Genomic DNA, 16,789 nt, shown 5'->3' on the forward strand with positions numbered 1-16,789 from the left:
CTCCCATCGTGTGGGCTTCGACCCCGCGGTCTACGGGGCGCGCGGGGCCCGCCTGGGCCGCACCCCGCAGCGCTACGCGTGGCCCGCCGAGCTCGACCTCATGGCGCAGCTGGCAGGATTCACCAGGGAGTCCCGCTGGGCGGGCTGGGACCGCAGCGAGTTCACCGCCGACTCCCGCAGCCACGTCACCGTCTACCGACTCCCCGGAGGAACCCCGTGACCCGTCCCGCTCTCGACTCGTCGGCCCGCCCCGCGGGGTCGCCGGCGGCCCTCCACCGCGACGCGCTGACCCTCGAGGACGTCCCCGCGCTCACCGCGCTGCTGAACACGGTCGACGGCCACGACGAGCTCGGAGAGCCCGTCGAGGAGCCGAGCATCCGCGAATGGCTGCAGACGCCGCGCCTGGACCTTGCCGAGGACACGGTCGCCCTGCGGGCCGGCGAGCAGATCGTCGGCTTCGGACTGGTCACCGTCTCCGCGCATCCCGACCGCGACAGCCGCGCCCGCGTCCAGCTCAGCGGCGCCGTGCACCCCGAGCATCGGCGTCAGGGGATCGGCACCTCGATCCTGGAGCTGCTCGAGGCGCGCGGCAGCACCCTCGCCGCGCAGCGGCATCCCGGACTGCCCGCTGTGCTGCGCACGAGCGGCGGTCGCGATCCCGAGCCGGGCGCCGGCCCGGGCGGGGCCGACATACGCCCCGTGCTCGAGCGGCGCGGGTACCGGCGGGTCCGCTCCTGGCTCGAGATGGAGTGCGAGCTGCCCGGGCCGGCGCTGGAGCTCCGCGCCCCGGAAGGGGCCCGGATCCTCGCCCCCGCCCCGGAGCAGAGCGAGGCCGTGCGGCTCGCCCACGTCGCCGCCTTCGCGGACCACTGGGGCTCCGCCCCGATCGATGCAGAGACCTGGCAGCTGTGGACCACCTCCCACACCTCCCGGCCCGAGCACTCCACGATCGCCCTCGCCCCGGACGGCACCGTGCTCGCCTATGCCGTCACCTCCGAGGACCGCCCCGGCGTGCTGCACGTGGCGCTCGTCGGCACCCGTCCCGAGGCGCGCGGCCGGGGCCTCGCCCGCGCGGTGCTCGCCCGCACCCTCGCCTCCGGGGCGGAGGCCGGCTTCACCGCCGCCGTCCTCGAGGTCGATGCCGAGTCCATCACCGGCGCGACCCGGCTCTACGATGCCGTCGGCTTCGAGCGCGCGCACGTCTACGCGACCTACGAGAAGCCGGTGGGCTGAGGCGGAGTCCGGCGCGGCCTCCCCGCGCGCCCCCTTGACCTCCACCGCACCTACTGTCCATAGTGTCTATGGACAGTAGGTGCGGCCGTCGTGGACGATCGCTCCACCGGACGGAAAGGGGGCGAGGATGCACATCCCGATCGACCCCTCCGCGCCCGAGCCCATCTACGAGCAGATCCGCGCGCACCTGGCCGAGGCGATCCTGCGCGGCGACCTCGGCGCCGGGCAGGCGCTGCCGTCGATCCGCGTCCTCGCCCGTGACCTGCGGGTCAGCGTCATCACGACCACCCGCGCCTACAACGAGCTGGTGGCCGACGGTCTGGTGGACGCGGTGCGCGGCAAGGGCGTGTTCGTCCGGGCCCAGCAGCCCGATGGGGTGCGTCTGCGGGCGCTCGAGCGCGTCGACGCCGCGCTCGGCGAGGCCGTCCGTGCGGCGAGGACGGCAGGGATCGCCCCCGAGGAGCTCCGGGCCCGCCTCGAGCGCGTCCACGAGGAAGACCCTCATGCCCAGGAGGAGGAGCGATGAGCGCCGTGCGTCCCGAGCCTCACGACCAGGGAGACCATCAGCCGTCCACCGCGATCACGACGCCGCCGACGGCGGTGCGCGTCCAGGGCGTGACCGTCGAGCTGCCGTCCCGCGACCGCCCCTACGCCGCTCCGATCCGGGCCGTCCGGGAGCTCGACCTGAGCGTGCCGGCCGGCCGGGTCACTGCCCTCGTCGGCACCAACGGCGCCGGCAAGACCACGACGCTGCGCACGATGATCGGAGCCTTGCCCTGGGTGGCCGGGAGCATCGAGGTGCTCGGCACCGAGATGGGGGCGGCCGGCGTGGCCCTGCCGGCCGGGGTCGCGGTCGTCCCCGACACCCCCGACTACCCGGACCGCTGGACGGCGCGCACGGTCGCCCGGGCGCACAGCACCGTCGGCCCCGTCGACCCAGCACTGTTCGAGGCCCGCCTCACCGCTCACCAGGTGCCGCTCGATCGCCCTGTCGGCCGCCTCTCGCGCGGCCAGCTCACCCAGCTGGCGATCTCGGCAGCGCTCGCCCAGGGCCCCCGCCTGCTGATCCTCGACGAGCCCCTCGCCCGCCTCGATCCGTTGGCACGCACCGAGCTGGTCGACGAGCTGCGCGATCTGATGGCGCACGACGACCGCACCCTCCTGTTCTCCACTCACGACCTCGAGGGCATGGACCGCTTCGTCGACCACCTCGTGGTGATCGCCGACGGCCGTGCGGTCCTCGAGGGGGACGTCGAGACCCTCTGCGAGGAGTTCCTGCTGGTCGAGCAGGCCCGGGAGGCGAAGCCCAGCGGGGAGAGCGGACCAGACCTGATCGGCCCGACCACGGCCGGCGGCACGACGCGAGGCCTCGTCGCGGTCGACGACGCCGCCGGGCAGGCTCCCGAGGCCTCGCTGCGCCGACCGACGATGAACGAGCTGGTGACCCACTGCCTCCGCGCCGCAGACACCTCCGGGCGCCGGGCTCCCTCGCCCGCCACGACCCCGAGGAGGGGAGCGGAATGACCCCGATCCGGCAGGCGATGTCCATGGAGCTGCGTCTGAACAGCGGACGCTTCTCCCTCACGGTCGCCCTGTGCGCGCTGACCCTCGTCCTCGCGGCGGCGATCACGGACGCGCTGGTGGCGGCGCTCCCGATCTGGGGAGCGCTCGCCTGGTACCGCTACGGCCGTCCGGAGACCGTCGAGCGGGCAGAGCTGAGAGCGACGCTCGGGCTCTCCCGTGCGGACGGCGTTCGCGGGCGGGTGGCGCTGATCGGGCTCGAGACCGGGATGCTCCTGGGCACCGCCGTGCTCGCCGCACTGGTCTCGTCGGCGACGGGGCTCGGGACGTCCGTGACCCCCGGCCCCACCTTCGTCGTCTCCGGGCCCCCTGGCCTGTCCGGCGCCCTGATCGCCCTGGCGGGCACGCTCCACGCCGCGCTGGTCCTCGCGCTCACCGGGATCGCTGTCGGCGGGGACTGCCTCACCCACCGCTCCGCCCGCTCGATGGCGCTGCTGAGCCTCGTCGTGTATCTCGGCGCGGGACTGCTCAGCTCAATGCTCATCGGGCTGCCGCTCGCGGCGGTCGAGCTGTCGAACGGCGCCGTGGCGACCTCTCTGTTCGTGTGCGCCGGGGTGGCCGTGCTGCTCGCGGTGGCTCTCCTGGTGCTGCGCCGGCGCGTCCGCGCCTGGATCCGTCGGCTCGATTCCGGTGTCGCCGCTCGGGCGATGTCCGCGGCGTGATCCGAATCCGGCCGCTGCGGCGGGTCGACGGGTGAGCGGAGGGCCACACCGGCCCGGCCGTCGTGACCGGCGACGTCGCCGGGCTGTGGAACGATTGCGCCCATGACGATCACCGCTGCGGCCGACGGTTCCGCCCTCGGCAATCCCGGACCCGCCGGCTGGGCCTGGTACATCGACGAGGACACCTGGCGTGCGGGCGGCTGGCCCCACGGCACCAACAACATGGGCGAGCTCAAGGCCGTCCTGGACCTCCTCGAGGCGACGGCCGTCGACGCCGACCAGCACCTGCACATCCTGTGCGACAGCCAGTACGTCATCAACTCCATCACCAAGTGGATGCCGGGCTGGAAGCGCAAGGGCTGGCGCAAGAAGGACGGCAAGCCCGTCATGAACGTCGAGCTGCTGAAGGACATCGACCGGGCGCTCGCCGGGCGCAGCGTCGAGTTCGAGTGGGTCAAGGGCCATGCCGGGCACGCGATGAACGAGGCCGCCGACCGGCGCGCCAATGCCGCCGCGACCGCGTTCTCCAAGAAGCAGGACCCGCAGGTCGGGCCCGGGTACCGGGGGAGCGGCGCCGCGCAGGGCGGCTCCTCTCACGCACGGTCGGCCGGCTCCTCGTCGACGGGCTCCCCGTCGACCGCGCCGTCCTCCTCGCAGATCGGCGCGGCCGGCGATCCGGATGACCTCTTCAGCCTCTTCGACACCGCCGATCCCGCCCCCGCGGCCTCCTGCTCCACCGCGGTCGAGGACACGGTGCTCGTCGCCGACGCCCCCGGCACCAGCGACTTCGAGCAGGTCATCACGCGTGAGCAGGCGCTGCTCACCGACGCGCTGCGCGCCGACGCCCCGAGCGCGGCCGAGCTGCTGCACCCCGCCTTCACCGAGATCGGCGCGAGCGGGCGCAGCTACGACCGGGACGAGATCATCTCCGCCCTCGCCCCGCTGGTGGACGTGCAGGCCGAGGAGTTCCTCGCCGACGAGATCGCGCCCGGCGCGATCCTCCTGCGCTATGTCACCACCGGCCCGGACGGCACCGTCCGCCGCAGCTCGGTGTGGGTGAAGGAGAGGGGCCGCTGGCTGCTGCGCCACCACCAGGGCACTCCGGAGAGCGCCGGAGGACGGTGACCGTCTCCGTCCCGCTCGACGCCCGTGCGGGCGGTCCCGACCTCGCGCGCGGGATCGCCCTGCTCGGCATCGCGCTGGCGAACCTGGTGGGCTGGCTGCACGGCTCCGCCTGGACGGCGCTGCTGAAGCAGCAGGACGCGAGCGCCGCGGACCGCGTCGTGGACGTGCTGCTCGCCCTGCTCGTCGACAACCGCGGCTTCCCGCTGTTCGCGCTGCTGTTCGGGTACGGGATCGGGATCCTCCGCCGCCGCTCCCTCGAGCGCGGGGAGCGTACGGGACGGTTCCTCCGGCGCATGCTGCGCCGCCATCTCGTGCTGCTCGCGATCGGCCTCGCCCACGCGATCCTGCTGTTCAGCGGGGACATCCTGGTCGGTTACGCGGTGATCGGGATGCTCTGCGCGCTGCTGATGACCCGGGGACGGGTGGTGCTCGCCGCCGCGGCGATCGTGACGCTGCCGGCGCTCGGCGTGTGGGGATGGGTGGACGGCACGGTCGGGCTCGGCGGCGGCAGCGGCTACGCGGCCGCCTCCGCGGCGGACTATCTCGCCGGCGTCGGGATTCGAGCGCCTGACGCCCTGCACGGACTGATGCTCGCCCCGATCGAGGAGATCGGACTGCTCTCCCCGATGGCGCTCGGCGCACTCATGGCCCGCAGCGCCCTGCTCGAGGACGTTCCCGCGCATCGCCGGCGGCTCGGCCGGCTCGCCCGGTGGGGCTTCGCGATCGGCCTGGTCGGCGCGGTGCCGCTCGCCGCCGTGCTGGTCCTGGATCCCGCCCATGCCCGGCTCGACGCCGAGATCGTGCTGGGCATCCTCGGCGTGCTCCACCAGGTCAGCGGCCTCGCCGGGGCCGTCGGCCTCGCCGCCGGGACCGCGCTGCTGGCCGCGCGGTGGGATCCGCGCCCCGTGGCGCGTGCACCGGGCGCCGACGGCGGCCTCGCGGCCGCCACACCTACGGTCATGGCCACGGTCACGGCCACGGCCTCCGCCACGGGCCCGCCCCCGGCCGGAGCCCGCGGCCCCCTCGGCGCGGCGGTGCGCGCCGTCGAGGCGCTCGGCGCGGTCTCGCTCAGCGCCTATCTCGCCCAGTCGGTCCTGTGCCTGCTCCTGTTCCCGCCGTACACCCTCGACCTCGGCGCGCAGCTCGGAAGCGCGGGCGCCTCGGCGCTGGTGCTCGCTGGCTGGCTCCTCATGCTCCCGCCCGCCGTGCTGCTGCGCCGGAGCGGACGACGCGGGCCGATGGAGCACGTGCTGCGCGCTCTGGCAGGATCGAGCACGCCCCGCACCCCGCGCACACCCCACACCGCCGACGCCCACCGAGCCCGCGGAGGAACCCGATGACCGTCTTCGCCGACACCCCGCGCTGGCCCCGCCACGGCACCGTGTGGGGCCATCTCGTCTCGGACCGCTCCCTCGAGGAGCTGCACGAGGCCGCCGCCCGTGGCGGACTGCCCCCGCGCGCCTTCGACCTCGACCACTACGACTGGCCCGCCTCCGCCCGCGAGGATCTCGAGGCCGCCGGGGTGAGCTTCGTCGGCGACCGCGAGCTGACCCGGATCCTGCTGCGCTCCGGGCTGCGGGTGAAGCTCTCCGAGCGCCCCGCCGCCCGGGCCCGACGCAGCGCCGCCCACGCCGCGGAGCTGGGCCTCGACCCCGTGCCGCGCGACCTGATCGTCGGACTCGTCGGCCATGTGGACCCGCTGCCCGCGGAGCCCGGCTCCTTCCGCCTCACCCGCGACGTGCCGCACGGGGACGCACGGGTCGAGGCGCACGACGCGCAGGGCCGACGCCGCGCCGAGGCGCTGCTGGCACGGCTCGATGCGCTCGCCCGCGAGGCCGGGGAGCCCGGCTTCGTCGGCCAGGCGATGGACGGCCCGCCGACGGGCTGAGCGACGACGGGCCCGCCGACCGGACGAACCGGACGGGCCCGCCGACGGGACGAACCGGACGGGCCCGTCGACACCGTTCCCCGCCCGTGCTGCGCCCCGGACGACGGGACGGGCCCCTCACCGCAGTGAGAGGCCCGTCCGCATCAGGCGGCGTGCAGGAGGAGGTCAGCCCTCGTCGCCGTCGGAGTCGAGGACGTCGAGGTAGACCTGGACCACGGCGGCACGCGGCACGGCGACCAGGTCGCCCTTCAGCCCGCCGCCGGGAGCGAAGTCCGGGAAGTAGGAGGTGTGGGCGCCCCACTCGCCGCCCTCGCCCGGGTGCTGGACCGCGACGAAGACCGAGTCGTCGAGGTCGTGGATGACCGGGCCGCAGGTCTCGGCGTCGGCGGGGACGGCCAGGAACTGCTCGACCTTGCCGCGGTCCTCGCCCTCGAGGGTGACCTTGTGGAGCGCGTCGGAGTAGCCGATCTTGCCCGGCTGGCCGTCGGTGGAGATCCACAGCGTGCCCTTCGAGTCGAAGGCCAGGTTGTCCGGGCAGGAGATCGGGGAGACCTGGTCCTTCGGGAAGCCCGAGAAGTAGGCGGTCTCCGAGGTGGAGGGATCGCCGGCCAGCAGCAGGATCGACCAGTTGAAGCGGGTCGAGGTGTGGTCGTCGCGCTGCTCGGTGATCTCGATGACGTGGCCGTCGCGGTTGCCGCCGTCGGGCACGGCGACGGGGTTGGCCTCGTCGACGTAGTCGGGGGAGCGCCCCGAGTTGTTGGTCAGCGCCACGTAGATCTTGCCGCTGGTGGGGCTGGGCTCGACGTCCTCGGGGCGGTCCATCTTGGTCGCCCCGACGGTGTCGGCCGCGAGACGGGTGTTGACCAGGACCTCCTCGACGGTGAAGCCGGGGACCAGGGAGCGGTTGTTGCGCACCAGCGGAACCCAGGTGCCCGCGCCGTCGAAGGCGCCGTCGGACGGCACGTCGCCGGAGCCGTCGATCTCGCCGGCGGGGGAGTTGCCCTCGAAGCGAGCGACGTAGAGCGTGCCCTCGCTGAGCAGCTTCATGTTGTTCGCCTTGTCGCCCTCGCGGTACACGCGACGGGAGACGAACTTGTAGATGTAGTCGTCCGTCTGGTCGTCGCCGGAGTAGACGACGGCGTGGCCGGTGCGGGCGATGTGCACGGTGCCGGCCTCGTGCTTGAAGCGGCCCAGCGCCGTGTGCTTGACGGGGGTCGAGGTCGGGTCGTCGGGGTCGATCTCGACGATCCAGCCGAAGCGGTTGGCCTCGTTCTCGTAGCCCTCGTTGTTGAGGTTGAAGCGGGGGTGGACGAGGTCCCAGCGGCGCGAGGTGGGGCCGGGGGAGATGCCCACGCGCTCCTGCTCCTCGACGCCCGCGGTGCCCACGAAGTACTGGTCGAAGTTCTCCTCCCCCGAGAGGACGGTGCCCCACGGGGTGGTGCCGCCGGCGCAGTTGTTCAGGGTCCCGAGCACGGTCATGCCCTCGGGGTCCTCGACGGTCTTCAGCAGGTCCGAGCCCGCGGCGGGGCCGTCCACGGTGAAGGGGGTGAAGCCGGTGATGCGCCGATTGCGGCGGCCGCCGACGACGTAGGACCAGGGCTCGCCCCGGCCGGTGCGCGCGAGGTCCACGATCGACAGGCCGTGGGCGGCGATCGCGGCGCCCACGACGTCCTCGGGGTTCGAGGCGATGTACTCCGGGGAGAACATGATGTTCTCGTTGGTGTACTCGTGGTTGTTCACGAGATAGCCGGTGGTGCCCTCCTCGTCGTCGACGATGACGTTGAGGTAGTCGGAGTTGTAGCCGAACTGCTTCTCCTGCGACTCGCGGGTCTGGTTCTCGAGGTCGAACTCGGGGGAGTCCTCGAACAGCGGGTCGCCCCAGCGGATGATCGGGGTCCAGTCGTAGCCGCGGGGCACCGTCATGTCGTCGACGACGCGGGGCACCGGGTCGATGGCCTGGAAGGTGAGGGTCCCGTCGCCCTGGGGGTGGGCGCCGTGGTCGGCCCGCGCCGCCGGGGCGCCGGCGACGTTCGCGCCGACGACCACCGCGGCGGCCAGGCCGCCGCCCGCGCCGAGGGCGACGCGGCGCGAGATCGCGGCGTCGGCGATGTCGCGGAAGTGGGAGTTGTCGGAGGTGTTGGGGACCGGGTGAGAGCAGGCGCTGCCGCACTTGAGCTCGCAGGTGATGGCGAGGCGGTTGCCACGGGTGTGGCCGAGCATGGGGAGATGACGCTTGAGCATGGGGGCTCCTCAGGTCGTGAGCGGGTGTCCGCGAGTGGGTGGAGCTCGCGACCCCTTCACCATGGACGGTGAGGTGGAGCACGACATGGGGTCCCGGTGAAGCCGTGATGAACAGTCGATGGGCGACGAATGTCCGATTTGCGACATGGTGGTGTTGCGTAAATGCGCACGTCAGGGCGTCGTCGCAGGGAGCGGCGGGGAATGCGCGGATCAGTCCTGCGCGGGCGGGGCGGACGGGCTCGCAGGGGAGGAGCCCGTCAGCGCCCGCAGCTGGTCCGGCTCCACCTGCTGCTCGGGGTCGAGGTCCGTGCCCTGCAGCTCGATCCAGAAGGTCGCGCCGCCCCCGGGCGTCGGCTGCACGCCGATCGCGCCGCGATGCTGCTGGACGATGGTCGCCGCGATCGACAGGCCCAGGCCCGCGCCGCCGCCCTGGCTCGCCGAGCGGACCCGGGAGGAGTCGGTGCGGTAGAACCGCTCGAACACCTTCTCCCGCTGGTCGTCGTCGATGCCCTCGCCGTGGTCGCGCACCTCGATCCGGACCCGGCCGTCCTCGAGGCGGCCCACCGCGAACTCGACCGGAGATCCCTTGGGGGTGTGGCGGTTCGCGTTGCCCACCAGGTTCAGGATCACCTGGCGCAGCGAGCCCTCGTCGCCCAGCACCCCGAAGGGGACGTGCGGCTGCACCGACAGCGGCGTCCCCTGCAGGGAGACGACCATGACCTGTCGGTCCGGGTCCAGGGCGCGCAGGTCCTGGGCGGCGTCGAAGAGGGCGTCGGTGAGGTCGAGCGGCTCGAGGTCGAGGTCGGGCCGCTCGTCGAGCCGTGCCAGGCGCAGCAGGTTCTCCACGAGGGAGCCCATCCGCCGCGCCTCGTCCTCGATCCGACGCATCGCGGAGGCGGTGTCCTCGTCGGTGCGCAGGGCCCCCATCCGGTACAGCTCCCCGAAGCCGCGGATCGCGGCCAGCGGCGTGCGCAGCTCATGGGAGGCGTCGCCCACGAAGCGGCGCATCCTCGCCTCCGAGGCGGTGGCCCTCTCCTCCGAGGCGGACTGCGCGGCGAAGGCCTGCTCGATCCGCACCAGCATCTCGTTCAGCGACAGCGCGAGGTCGTGCACCTCGAGGCTCGTGTCCGTCACGGGCACGCGCTGGGAGAGGTCGCCCCCGGCGATCTGGGAGGCGGTGGCCTCCACGTCCCGCAGCGGCTCGAGCGCCCGATGGGTGACATAGCCTCCCGCGCCCATCCCGACCAGCACCACGAGGGTTCCGACCAGCACGATGATCAGCGCCATCTCGTGCATGGTGCGGTCCACCGAGGTCAGCGGCAGGGCCACGTACACGCTGCCCTTGTCCGGCCCGGAGTTGACCATCGCGATGACCCGCCAGCGGTTCTCGGAGGAGTCCAGCACCGTGAAGGGGCGCCCGCCGCGCTGCAGGATCTGCTCGTCGGTGAGGTCCGGGAACTGCACCGAGACCTTCCCGGGCCCGTAGTGGAAGACCTCCTGCTCGATCGGCCGTCCCTGCTCGTCGCGGATCTCGACCGCGTACTCCACGGGGATGTACGTGCTCGAGGTGACGGCGTCGTCGTCCCCGGCGAGCTCGTGCTGCGCCAGGGAGAGCATCTCGCTGATCGAGGACTGCAGGTTGTTGTCGACCGACTGGATCAGGGTGCGGTTCAGCAGGAACAGCGACAGGCTCCCGGTCACGACCACGCCGAGCACCAGCAGCAGCGAGATCAGCGCGACGATCCGGGTCCACAGGGACATCGGGCGCTCGGTGCGCAGGCTCGGCAGGGCCACGGGGTGGTGCTCCTCGGGTCGGGCGTCGGGGTCAGGCGCCCTCGGCGGCGCGCAGCACGTAGCCGATGCCGCGCTTGGTGTGGATCATCGGCTCGCCCACCACGTCGATCTTGCGGCGCAGGTAGGAGATGTAGGACTCGACGATGCCCACCTCGCCGGACCAGTCGTAGTCCCACACGTGGTCGAGGATCTGGGTCTTGGAGACCACGCGGCCCGCGTTCAGCATGAGATAGCGCAGGAGCTTGAACTCGGTGGGGGACAGCTCGATGTTCACGTCCCCGCGGTGCACCTCATGGGAGTCCTCGTCCAGGCGCAGGTCGCCGACGACGAGGGCGCTGTCCACGGCCGTCTCCGAGCCGCCGTGGGTGCGGCGCAGCACGGCCCGGATCCGGGCGACGACCTCCTCGAGGCTGAAGGGCTTGGTGACGTAGTCGTCGCCGCCGACGGTGAGGCCGGCGACCTTGTCCTGCGTCTCGTCCTTCGCGGTGAGGAAGAGGATCGGGTACTGCTCGCCGCGGTCGCGCAGGCGGCGCGTGACGGTGAAGCCGTCCATGTCCGGGAGCATCACGTCCAGGACCACGAGGTCCGGCTGGTGCTCGGTCGCCTCCCGGATCGCCTCGTTGCCGGTGGAGGCGGTGAACACCTCGAAGCCTGCGAAGCGCAGGGAGGTGGCCAGGAGGTCGCGGATGTTGGGCTCGTCGTCGACGACCAGGAGGCGTGCCTCGTAGTCGTTCTCCTCGCTCGCAGCAGTCATGGCTCTACCGTCCTCCCTCTGCTTGGGAGATGGCTGGACGTCTCCTGGGCGACCTCAGCGCAGGGAGCGCTGGACCTTCTCCTGCTGCTTGCGCAGCTTGCGGATCGTCCAGCCCATCTGGATCATCCGCACCGAGCCGACCAGGGCCATGACCAGCGCGCCCGCGATCGCGGCGAGCAGCATCGCGACGCCCAGCGGAAGGTCGAACTGCGCCGAGAAATACTCGAAGCCGGCCGTCTGGTTGTTCTGGATCACGAAGATCAGCAGCAGCACCAGCACGATCGCGCCGAGGATCAGCGCGATCCAGGTCGTCGCGGTCTTGCCGCCGGAGGAGGGGACCTCCTCCGCCTGCGGGGCGGGGTCCTGGGAGGAGGGGCGCTCGGCGGCGCGTCGGCCCGTCGGCGCGGGGTCCGCGGGACGGGTCGCCTCGGGGGTGGGCGTCGGGTCGTCCGCGGGGCGCGCGGCGCCGTCGGGGCCGGAGGTGCGGGCGGGATCGTCGGGTGCGGTCATGTCGATCTCCTGGGGACGGCCGACGGGGCGGCGGGGAAGCGCCGGCAGGGCCGGCGGGGATGTCGTGCGTGCCCACTGTAACGACGTCGCGTCCCCTCGCCGTGGCGCCGGGCCGACGGACGTGCGGCCCGGGGCGGCTCAGCCCGCGTCGAGCGCCCCGTCGAGCTGCTCGGCGTCCACGATCGAGTAGGCGTATCCCTGCTCGGCGAGGAACCGCTGACGGTGCGCGGCGAAGTCCTGGTCCTGGGTGTCGCGCATGACGACGGTGTAGAAGTGCGCGGAGCGCCCGTCGGCCTTGGGGCGCAGCAGGCGGCCGAGGCGCTGGGCCTCCTCCTGGCGGGAGCCGAAGGCGCCGCTGACCTGGATCGCGACCGAGGCCTCGGGCAGGTCGACCGAGAAGTTCGCGACCTTCGAGACGACCAGGCGGTCGATCCGGCCCTCGCGGAAGTCGGCGAACAGCTGCTGGCGACGCTTGACCGGGGTCTGCCCGGTCAGCAGCTCCGCGCCGAGGTGCTCCGCGATCTCCTCGAGCTGGTCGAGGTACTGGCCGATCACCAGCAGCGGCTCCCCGGGATGGGCGCGGGCGATCCGCTCGACCACCGGCACCTTCGCACCGTGCGCGGCGCCGAGGCGGGGCCGGTCGGAGGCCTCCGCCATCGCGTACGCCATGCGGTCCGAGGCGGGCAGCGTCACCCGCACCTCGGTGCAGACGGCCGGGGCGATGTAGCCCTGCGCCTCGATGTCCTTCCACGGCGCGTCGTAGCGCTTCGGCCCGATCAGCGAGAAGACCTCGCCCTCGCGGCCGTCCTCGCGCACGAGCGTCGCCGTCAGTCCCAGGCGTCGCCGCGCCTGCAGGTCCGCAGTCATGCGGAACACGGGCGCGGGCAGCAGGTGCACCTCGTCATAGAGGATCAGACCCCAGTCGCGGGCGCTCATCAGCTCCAGGTGCGGGTGGACGCCCTTCCGCTTCATGGTGAGGACCTGGTACGTGGCGATCGTGACCGGGCGGATCTCCTTCGTCGTGCCGGAGTACTCGCCGATCTCGTCCTCGGTGAGGGTGGTGCGGGCCAGCAGCTCGTCCCGCCACTGGCGGGCGGAGACGGTGTTGGTCACCAGGATCAGCGTGGTGCGCTGCATCGCGGCCATCGCCCCGGCGCCGACGAGGGTCTTGCCCGCGCCGCAGGGGAGGACCACCACGCCCGAGCCGCCGTGGCGGAAGCCGTCTACGGCCTCGGTCTGGTACGGGCGCAGCTGCCAGCCGTCCTCCGCCAGCGCGATCGGGTGCGCCTCGCCGTCGACGTAGCCGGCGAGGTCCTCGGCGGGCCAGCCGAGCTTCAGCAGCGCCTGCTTGAGCGCGCCCCGCTCGGAGGGATGAACCTTGACCGTGGTGTCGTCGACGCGCTCGCCGAGCATGCCCTGCACTCGCTTGGCGCGGGTGACCTCCTCGAGCACCGCGCGGTCCAGGCCGTGCAGCACGAGCCCCTGCTGCGGGTCGGAGAGCAGCTGCAGGCGCCCGTAGCGGTCCATCGTGTCCGCCACGTCGATCAGCAGCGAGTGGGGGACCGGGTAGCGGGAGTGGTCCACGAGCGCCGCGACGACGGTCTCCGCGTCGTAGCCGGCGGCGCGCGCGTTCCACAGCCCGAGGTCGGTGATGCGGTAGGTGTGCACGTGCTCGGGCGCCCGCTCGAGCTCGGCGAAGGCCGCGATCGCGATCCGGGCGGCCTGCGCCGAGGGATGGTCGACCTCGAGCAGGAGGGACTTGTCGCTCTGGACGATGAGGGGGCCGTCGGTCATCGGATCAGGCTACGTCCCGTCCGGGCCGGGGAGGGGGCGACGTGAGGGGCGCCTCCCCGGGCCGGCACGTGCACGAGCCCGCGCTCCCAGGACGGGGCGCGGGCTCGGATGCGGGGTGGGGCGGGGCGAGGATCAGGCGGGCAGGGACGGCGTGCGCCCGTTGACCCTCTCGTAGAGCCCGATCTGGAGCAGCACGGTGAAGGGGATGACCGCGATGAAGCCGACGACCAGCGTCCCGCCGATCGAGGAGACCACCATCGTGATCAGGAAGCCGATGATCGTGACGCCGAGGTTCGACGTGGCCGTCGAGACCGACTCCCGCAGCGCCTGGCCGGGGGACGCTCCGCGCAGCGCCGCGGGGATCGCGTAGAACAGCAGCACGGCGGCGATGATGCCGGGCAGGTAGAGCAGCACCGAGCCGATCATCACGATCACGAGCACCAGCACGGCGGTGATGACCACCCGGCCGGGGCCGGTCAGGCCCTGCCGGAAGCTCGGACGCTCGCCGCCGGCGAGGATCCCGCCGGCCTGCGCGGCACCCGCCTGCCACAGCGCTCCGACCACTCCGGTGACCAGCACCAGCACGAAGCACAGCGCGAAGATCACGATCATCTGGCCGAAGGAGGGATCGCCGCCCGCCGACGAGGACGTCTCGACCATCGCGATCGAGAGGAAGAGCGTGAGGGCGAAGCCGACGCCGAGCACCACGACCACGGCCACGGCGTAGAGCGCGCCGCCGCCCAGCAGCGCGGCCGCGCCGCGCAGCAGGCCGGTGCCCGCAAAGCGCAGACCCGCCCCGAGGTCGGCGCCGAGGTCGGTGCCCGGGGCCGGGCCGGGAGCGCCGGCGGCGCCCTGCGGTGCGGCACCGGGGGAGTCGTGGGCCGGTGCGCCCTGCGGCTGTGCGCCGTGGGCGAAGGGGTCCTGCCCGTACGGGTCGTGGGCGCGCGGGGCGCCGGGAGACGGCTGCGGATCGTACGGGGATTGAGTCATCGGGTGGCTCGCTCTCGAGGTGTGTCCGGGCGTGCGGGGAGAGCGTCCTCCCGCTTTCCCCGGGGCGACGGTACCGTGTCGGCGGCCACCCTCGCGCGGCAAGCGCTGGCACACGGAAACGTCTCGGGCCGGAATTCCCTAGGATGGACCGCGATGGGTCGGGCCCGCGATGCCCGCCGACGCCCTCGGCGCCGCGGTTCGGCCCGGCTCGACAGTCACTCGATCTGAGGAGAACCCATGGCCAGCTTTGCTCCGTCCCCTGCCGATGTCGCGGACATCGGCGTCACCGGTATGGCGGTGATGGGCTCGAACCTCGCCCGCAACTTCGCCCGCAACGGCTTCAAGGTCGCGATCCACAACCGCTCCGTCGGCAAGACCGAGACGGTCATGGACAACTACGCCTCCGAGGGCGAGTTCTACCCGTCGGAGTCCATGGCCGACTTCGTCGCCTCCCTGCAGAAGCCGCGCGTGGCGATCATCATGGTCAAGGCCGGCAAGCCCACCGACGCCGTGATCGACGAGCTCGCCTCCCTCATGGAGGAGGGCGACATCATCGTCGACGCGGGCAACGCCCTGTTCGGCGACACCCGTCGTCGTGAGGCCGCGCTGCGCGAGAAGGGCCTGCACTTCGTCGGCTCCGGCGTCTCCGGCGGTGAGGAGGGCGCCCTGAACGGCCCCTCGATCATGCCCGGCGGCACGAAGGAGTCCTACGACCGCCTCGGCCCGATGTTCGAGAAGATCTCCGCCCACGTGGACGGCGTCCCCTGCTGCACCCACGTCGGCGCCGACGGTGCGGGCCACTTCGTGAAGATGGTCCACAACGGCATCGAGTACGCGGACATGCAGGTCATCTCCGAGGCCTACGACATGATGTCGAAGGCGCTCGGCATGGGTGCCTCCGAGATCGGTGACGTCTTCGCCGAGTGGAACAAGGGCGACCTGGAGTCCTTCCTCATCGAGATCACCGCCGAGGTGCTCCACCACACCGACCAGACCTCGGGCAAGCCCTTCGTCGACGTCATCCTCGACCGCGCCGCCCAGAAGGGCACCGGCGCCTGGACCGTGCAGACCGCGCTGGACCTCGGCGTCCCGGTCACCGGCATCGCCGAGGCGACCTTCGCCCGCTCCACCTCCGGCTCGACCCCGCAGCGCGAGGCCGCCCGCGGCGTGCTGAAGGCCGAGGCGCAGACCCTCGAGATCGCCGACAGGGCGCAGTTCATCGACGATCTCCAGAAGGCGCTGTACGCGGCGAAGCTCGTCTCCTACTCGCAGGGCTTCGACGAGATCGCGGCCGGCGCGAAGGAGTACGGCTGGGACATCGACCTCGGCGCGATGGCTCGGATCTGGCGCGGCGGCTGCATCATCCGCGCCCGCTTCCTCAACCGCATCACCGAGGCCTACGAGCGCGACGCGAACCTGCCGCTGCTCCTGGCCGATGCGTACTTCACCGAGGAGATCGCCAAGTGCATCCCGGCCTGGCGCCGCATCGTCGCCTTCGCGGCGGCCTCCGGCTACCCGGTCCCGGTCTTCTCCTCGACCCTGTCCTACTACGACGCGGTGCGCGCCGAGCGCCTCCCGGCCGCCCTGGTCCAGGCCCAGCGCGACTACTTCGGCGCCCACACCTACCAGCGCGTGGACACCGAGGGCACCTTCCACGTCGAGTGGACCCAGGACCGTCGCGAGACCAAGCAGGACTGATCGACGTACTGCGAGGTACGAGCGGTAGGAGATCAGTCGATCGGACGCAGGACTGATCGACGTACTGCGAGGTACGAGCGGTAGGAGCTCAGTCGGAGTGATGCAGGACTGATCGCCCGGCGACATCGCCGCTGATCCACGAAGGCCCCGGACCGAACGGTCCGGGGCCTTCGTCGTAAAGCAGGGGGCTCAGTAGTCCATGCCCGAGCTCGCGACCGAGACGATGACGATGACGTAGATGACGATGAAGATGATCGCCAGAACCCAGCAGATCGCGAAGACGATCCAGGCCCACTTCGTGAACTTGCGGGCGGTCTCCGGCTCCTGATCGGCCTTGAGGTAGCCGAGCAGGCCCAGCACGCCGGGCAGGACGCCGCCGCAGACGAAGCCGACGATCATGGCGATCAGCGCGTTCTTCTTGATCTTCTCGCTCGCGGCGTTAGGGACGGGTGCGGTCATGGGAAACCCCTCTTTCCTGATGATCATGCCCCGAGACGGATGCGCCCGGGCCCCAGGGAG

At 72.4% G+C, this 16,789-nt stretch carries 16 protein-coding genes; 9 read left to right on the forward strand and 7 right to left on the reverse strand.

All coding sequences use genetic code 11. The features are described from left to right. The first annotated feature begins 10 nt into the window (after positions 1–10). From A4A78_RS18150 to A4A78_RS09795, 8 genes are all read left to right on the forward strand, one after another. Complete coding sequence (locus A4A78_RS18150; protein ID WP_062948748.1) at positions 11–220, forward strand: hypothetical protein; 210 nt, start codon at positions 11–13, stop codon at positions 218–220. After that, the gene (locus tag A4A78_RS09765; RefSeq protein WP_197466662.1) at positions 217–1,233 is read left to right on the forward strand and encodes a GNAT family N-acetyltransferase; all 1,017 of its coding nucleotides are present in this window, start codon (positions 217–219) and stop codon (positions 1,231–1,233) included. Before A4A78_RS18150 ends, A4A78_RS09765 begins: the two co-directional genes overlap by 4 nt. A gap of 127 nt (positions 1,234–1,360) precedes the next feature. Continuing rightward, positions 1,361–1,759, forward strand: a complete 399-nt coding sequence (locus tag A4A78_RS09770) for a GntR family transcriptional regulator (protein ID WP_062948750.1) — start codon at positions 1,361–1,363, stop codon at positions 1,757–1,759. After that, positions 1,756–2,757 (forward strand): ATP-binding cassette domain-containing protein, encoded by a 1,002-nt coding sequence (locus tag A4A78_RS09775; protein ID WP_062948752.1) that lies wholly within the window; start codon positions 1,756–1,758, stop codon positions 2,755–2,757. The genes A4A78_RS09770 and A4A78_RS09775 overlap by 4 nt, the downstream gene beginning before the upstream one ends. Then, positions 2,754–3,476 carry a hypothetical protein gene (locus A4A78_RS09780; protein ID WP_062948754.1) on the forward strand — a complete coding sequence of 241 codons (723 nt, stop codon included), beginning with the start codon at positions 2,754–2,756 and terminating at the stop codon, positions 3,474–3,476. Before A4A78_RS09775 ends, A4A78_RS09780 begins: the two co-directional genes overlap by 4 nt. 102 nt (positions 3,477–3,578) lie before the next feature. Beyond that, a complete protein-coding gene (locus tag A4A78_RS09785) occupies positions 3,579–4,601 on the forward strand; it encodes a ribonuclease HI family protein (RefSeq protein ID WP_062948756.1) in 1,023 nt (340 codons plus the stop codon). Further along, positions 4,598–5,941: a DUF418 domain-containing protein gene (locus tag A4A78_RS09790; protein ID WP_062948758.1), complete on the forward strand. Its 1,344-nt coding sequence runs from the start codon at positions 4,598–4,600 to the stop codon at positions 5,939–5,941. Before A4A78_RS09785 ends, A4A78_RS09790 begins: the two co-directional genes overlap by 4 nt. Next, entirely contained in the window at positions 5,938–6,489 is a 552-nt protein-coding gene (locus A4A78_RS09795; protein ID WP_062948760.1) for a DUF4031 domain-containing protein, read from the forward strand. The genes A4A78_RS09790 and A4A78_RS09795 overlap by 4 nt, the downstream gene beginning before the upstream one ends. A 165-nt stretch (positions 6,490–6,654) precedes the next feature. Here the strand turns inward: A4A78_RS09795 and A4A78_RS09800 are convergent, their stop codons facing one another. From A4A78_RS09800 to A4A78_RS09825, 6 genes are all read right to left on the reverse strand, one after another. After that, entirely contained in the window at positions 6,655–8,730 is a 2,076-nt protein-coding gene (locus A4A78_RS09800) for a PhoX family phosphatase (protein ID WP_062948762.1), read from the reverse strand. Positions 8,731–8,940: 210 nt separating this feature from the next. Beyond that, positions 8,941–10,524 (reverse strand): HAMP domain-containing sensor histidine kinase, encoded by a 1,584-nt coding sequence (locus A4A78_RS09805; RefSeq protein WP_062948764.1) that lies wholly within the window; start codon positions 10,522–10,524, stop codon positions 8,941–8,943. A 31-nt stretch (positions 10,525–10,555) separates the two neighbouring features. Then, positions 10,556–11,278 (reverse strand): response regulator transcription factor, encoded by a 723-nt coding sequence (locus A4A78_RS09810; RefSeq protein ID WP_062948766.1) that lies wholly within the window; start codon positions 11,276–11,278, stop codon positions 10,556–10,558. Positions 11,279–11,332: 54 nt separating this feature from the next. Continuing rightward, positions 11,333–11,788, reverse strand: coding sequence for a lipopolysaccharide assembly LapA domain-containing protein (locus A4A78_RS09815; protein WP_062948768.1), 456 nt, complete (start codon positions 11,786–11,788; stop codon positions 11,333–11,335). 138 nt (positions 11,789–11,926) lie between these two features. After that, entirely contained in the window at positions 11,927–13,582 is a 1,656-nt protein-coding gene (locus tag A4A78_RS09820; RefSeq protein WP_062948770.1) for a DNA repair helicase XPB, read from the reverse strand. A 132-nt stretch (positions 13,583–13,714) separates the two neighbouring features. Then, positions 13,715–14,572 (reverse strand): hypothetical protein, encoded by an 858-nt coding sequence (locus tag A4A78_RS09825; protein ID WP_062948772.1) that lies wholly within the window; start codon positions 14,570–14,572, stop codon positions 13,715–13,717. A 237-nt stretch (positions 14,573–14,809) separates the two neighbouring features. Between A4A78_RS09825 and gndA the strand changes: the two genes are divergently transcribed. Further along, complete coding sequence (gene gndA / locus A4A78_RS09830) at positions 14,810–16,270, forward strand: NADP-dependent phosphogluconate dehydrogenase (RefSeq protein ID WP_062948774.1); 1,461 nt, start codon at positions 14,810–14,812, stop codon at positions 16,268–16,270. Positions 16,271–16,459: 189 nt separating this feature from the next. Here the strand turns inward: gndA and A4A78_RS09835 are convergent, their stop codons facing one another. Beyond that, entirely contained in the window at positions 16,460–16,729 is a 270-nt protein-coding gene (locus A4A78_RS09835) for a DUF2700 domain-containing protein (protein ID WP_062948776.1), read from the reverse strand. Between the last annotated feature and the right edge of the window lie 60 nt (positions 16,730–16,789).

This window comes from Brachybacterium sp. sponge (genome assembly GCF_001613775.1).
GTDB classification, from domain to species: domain Bacteria; phylum Actinomycetota; class Actinomycetes; order Actinomycetales; family Dermabacteraceae; genus Brachybacterium; species Brachybacterium conglomeratum.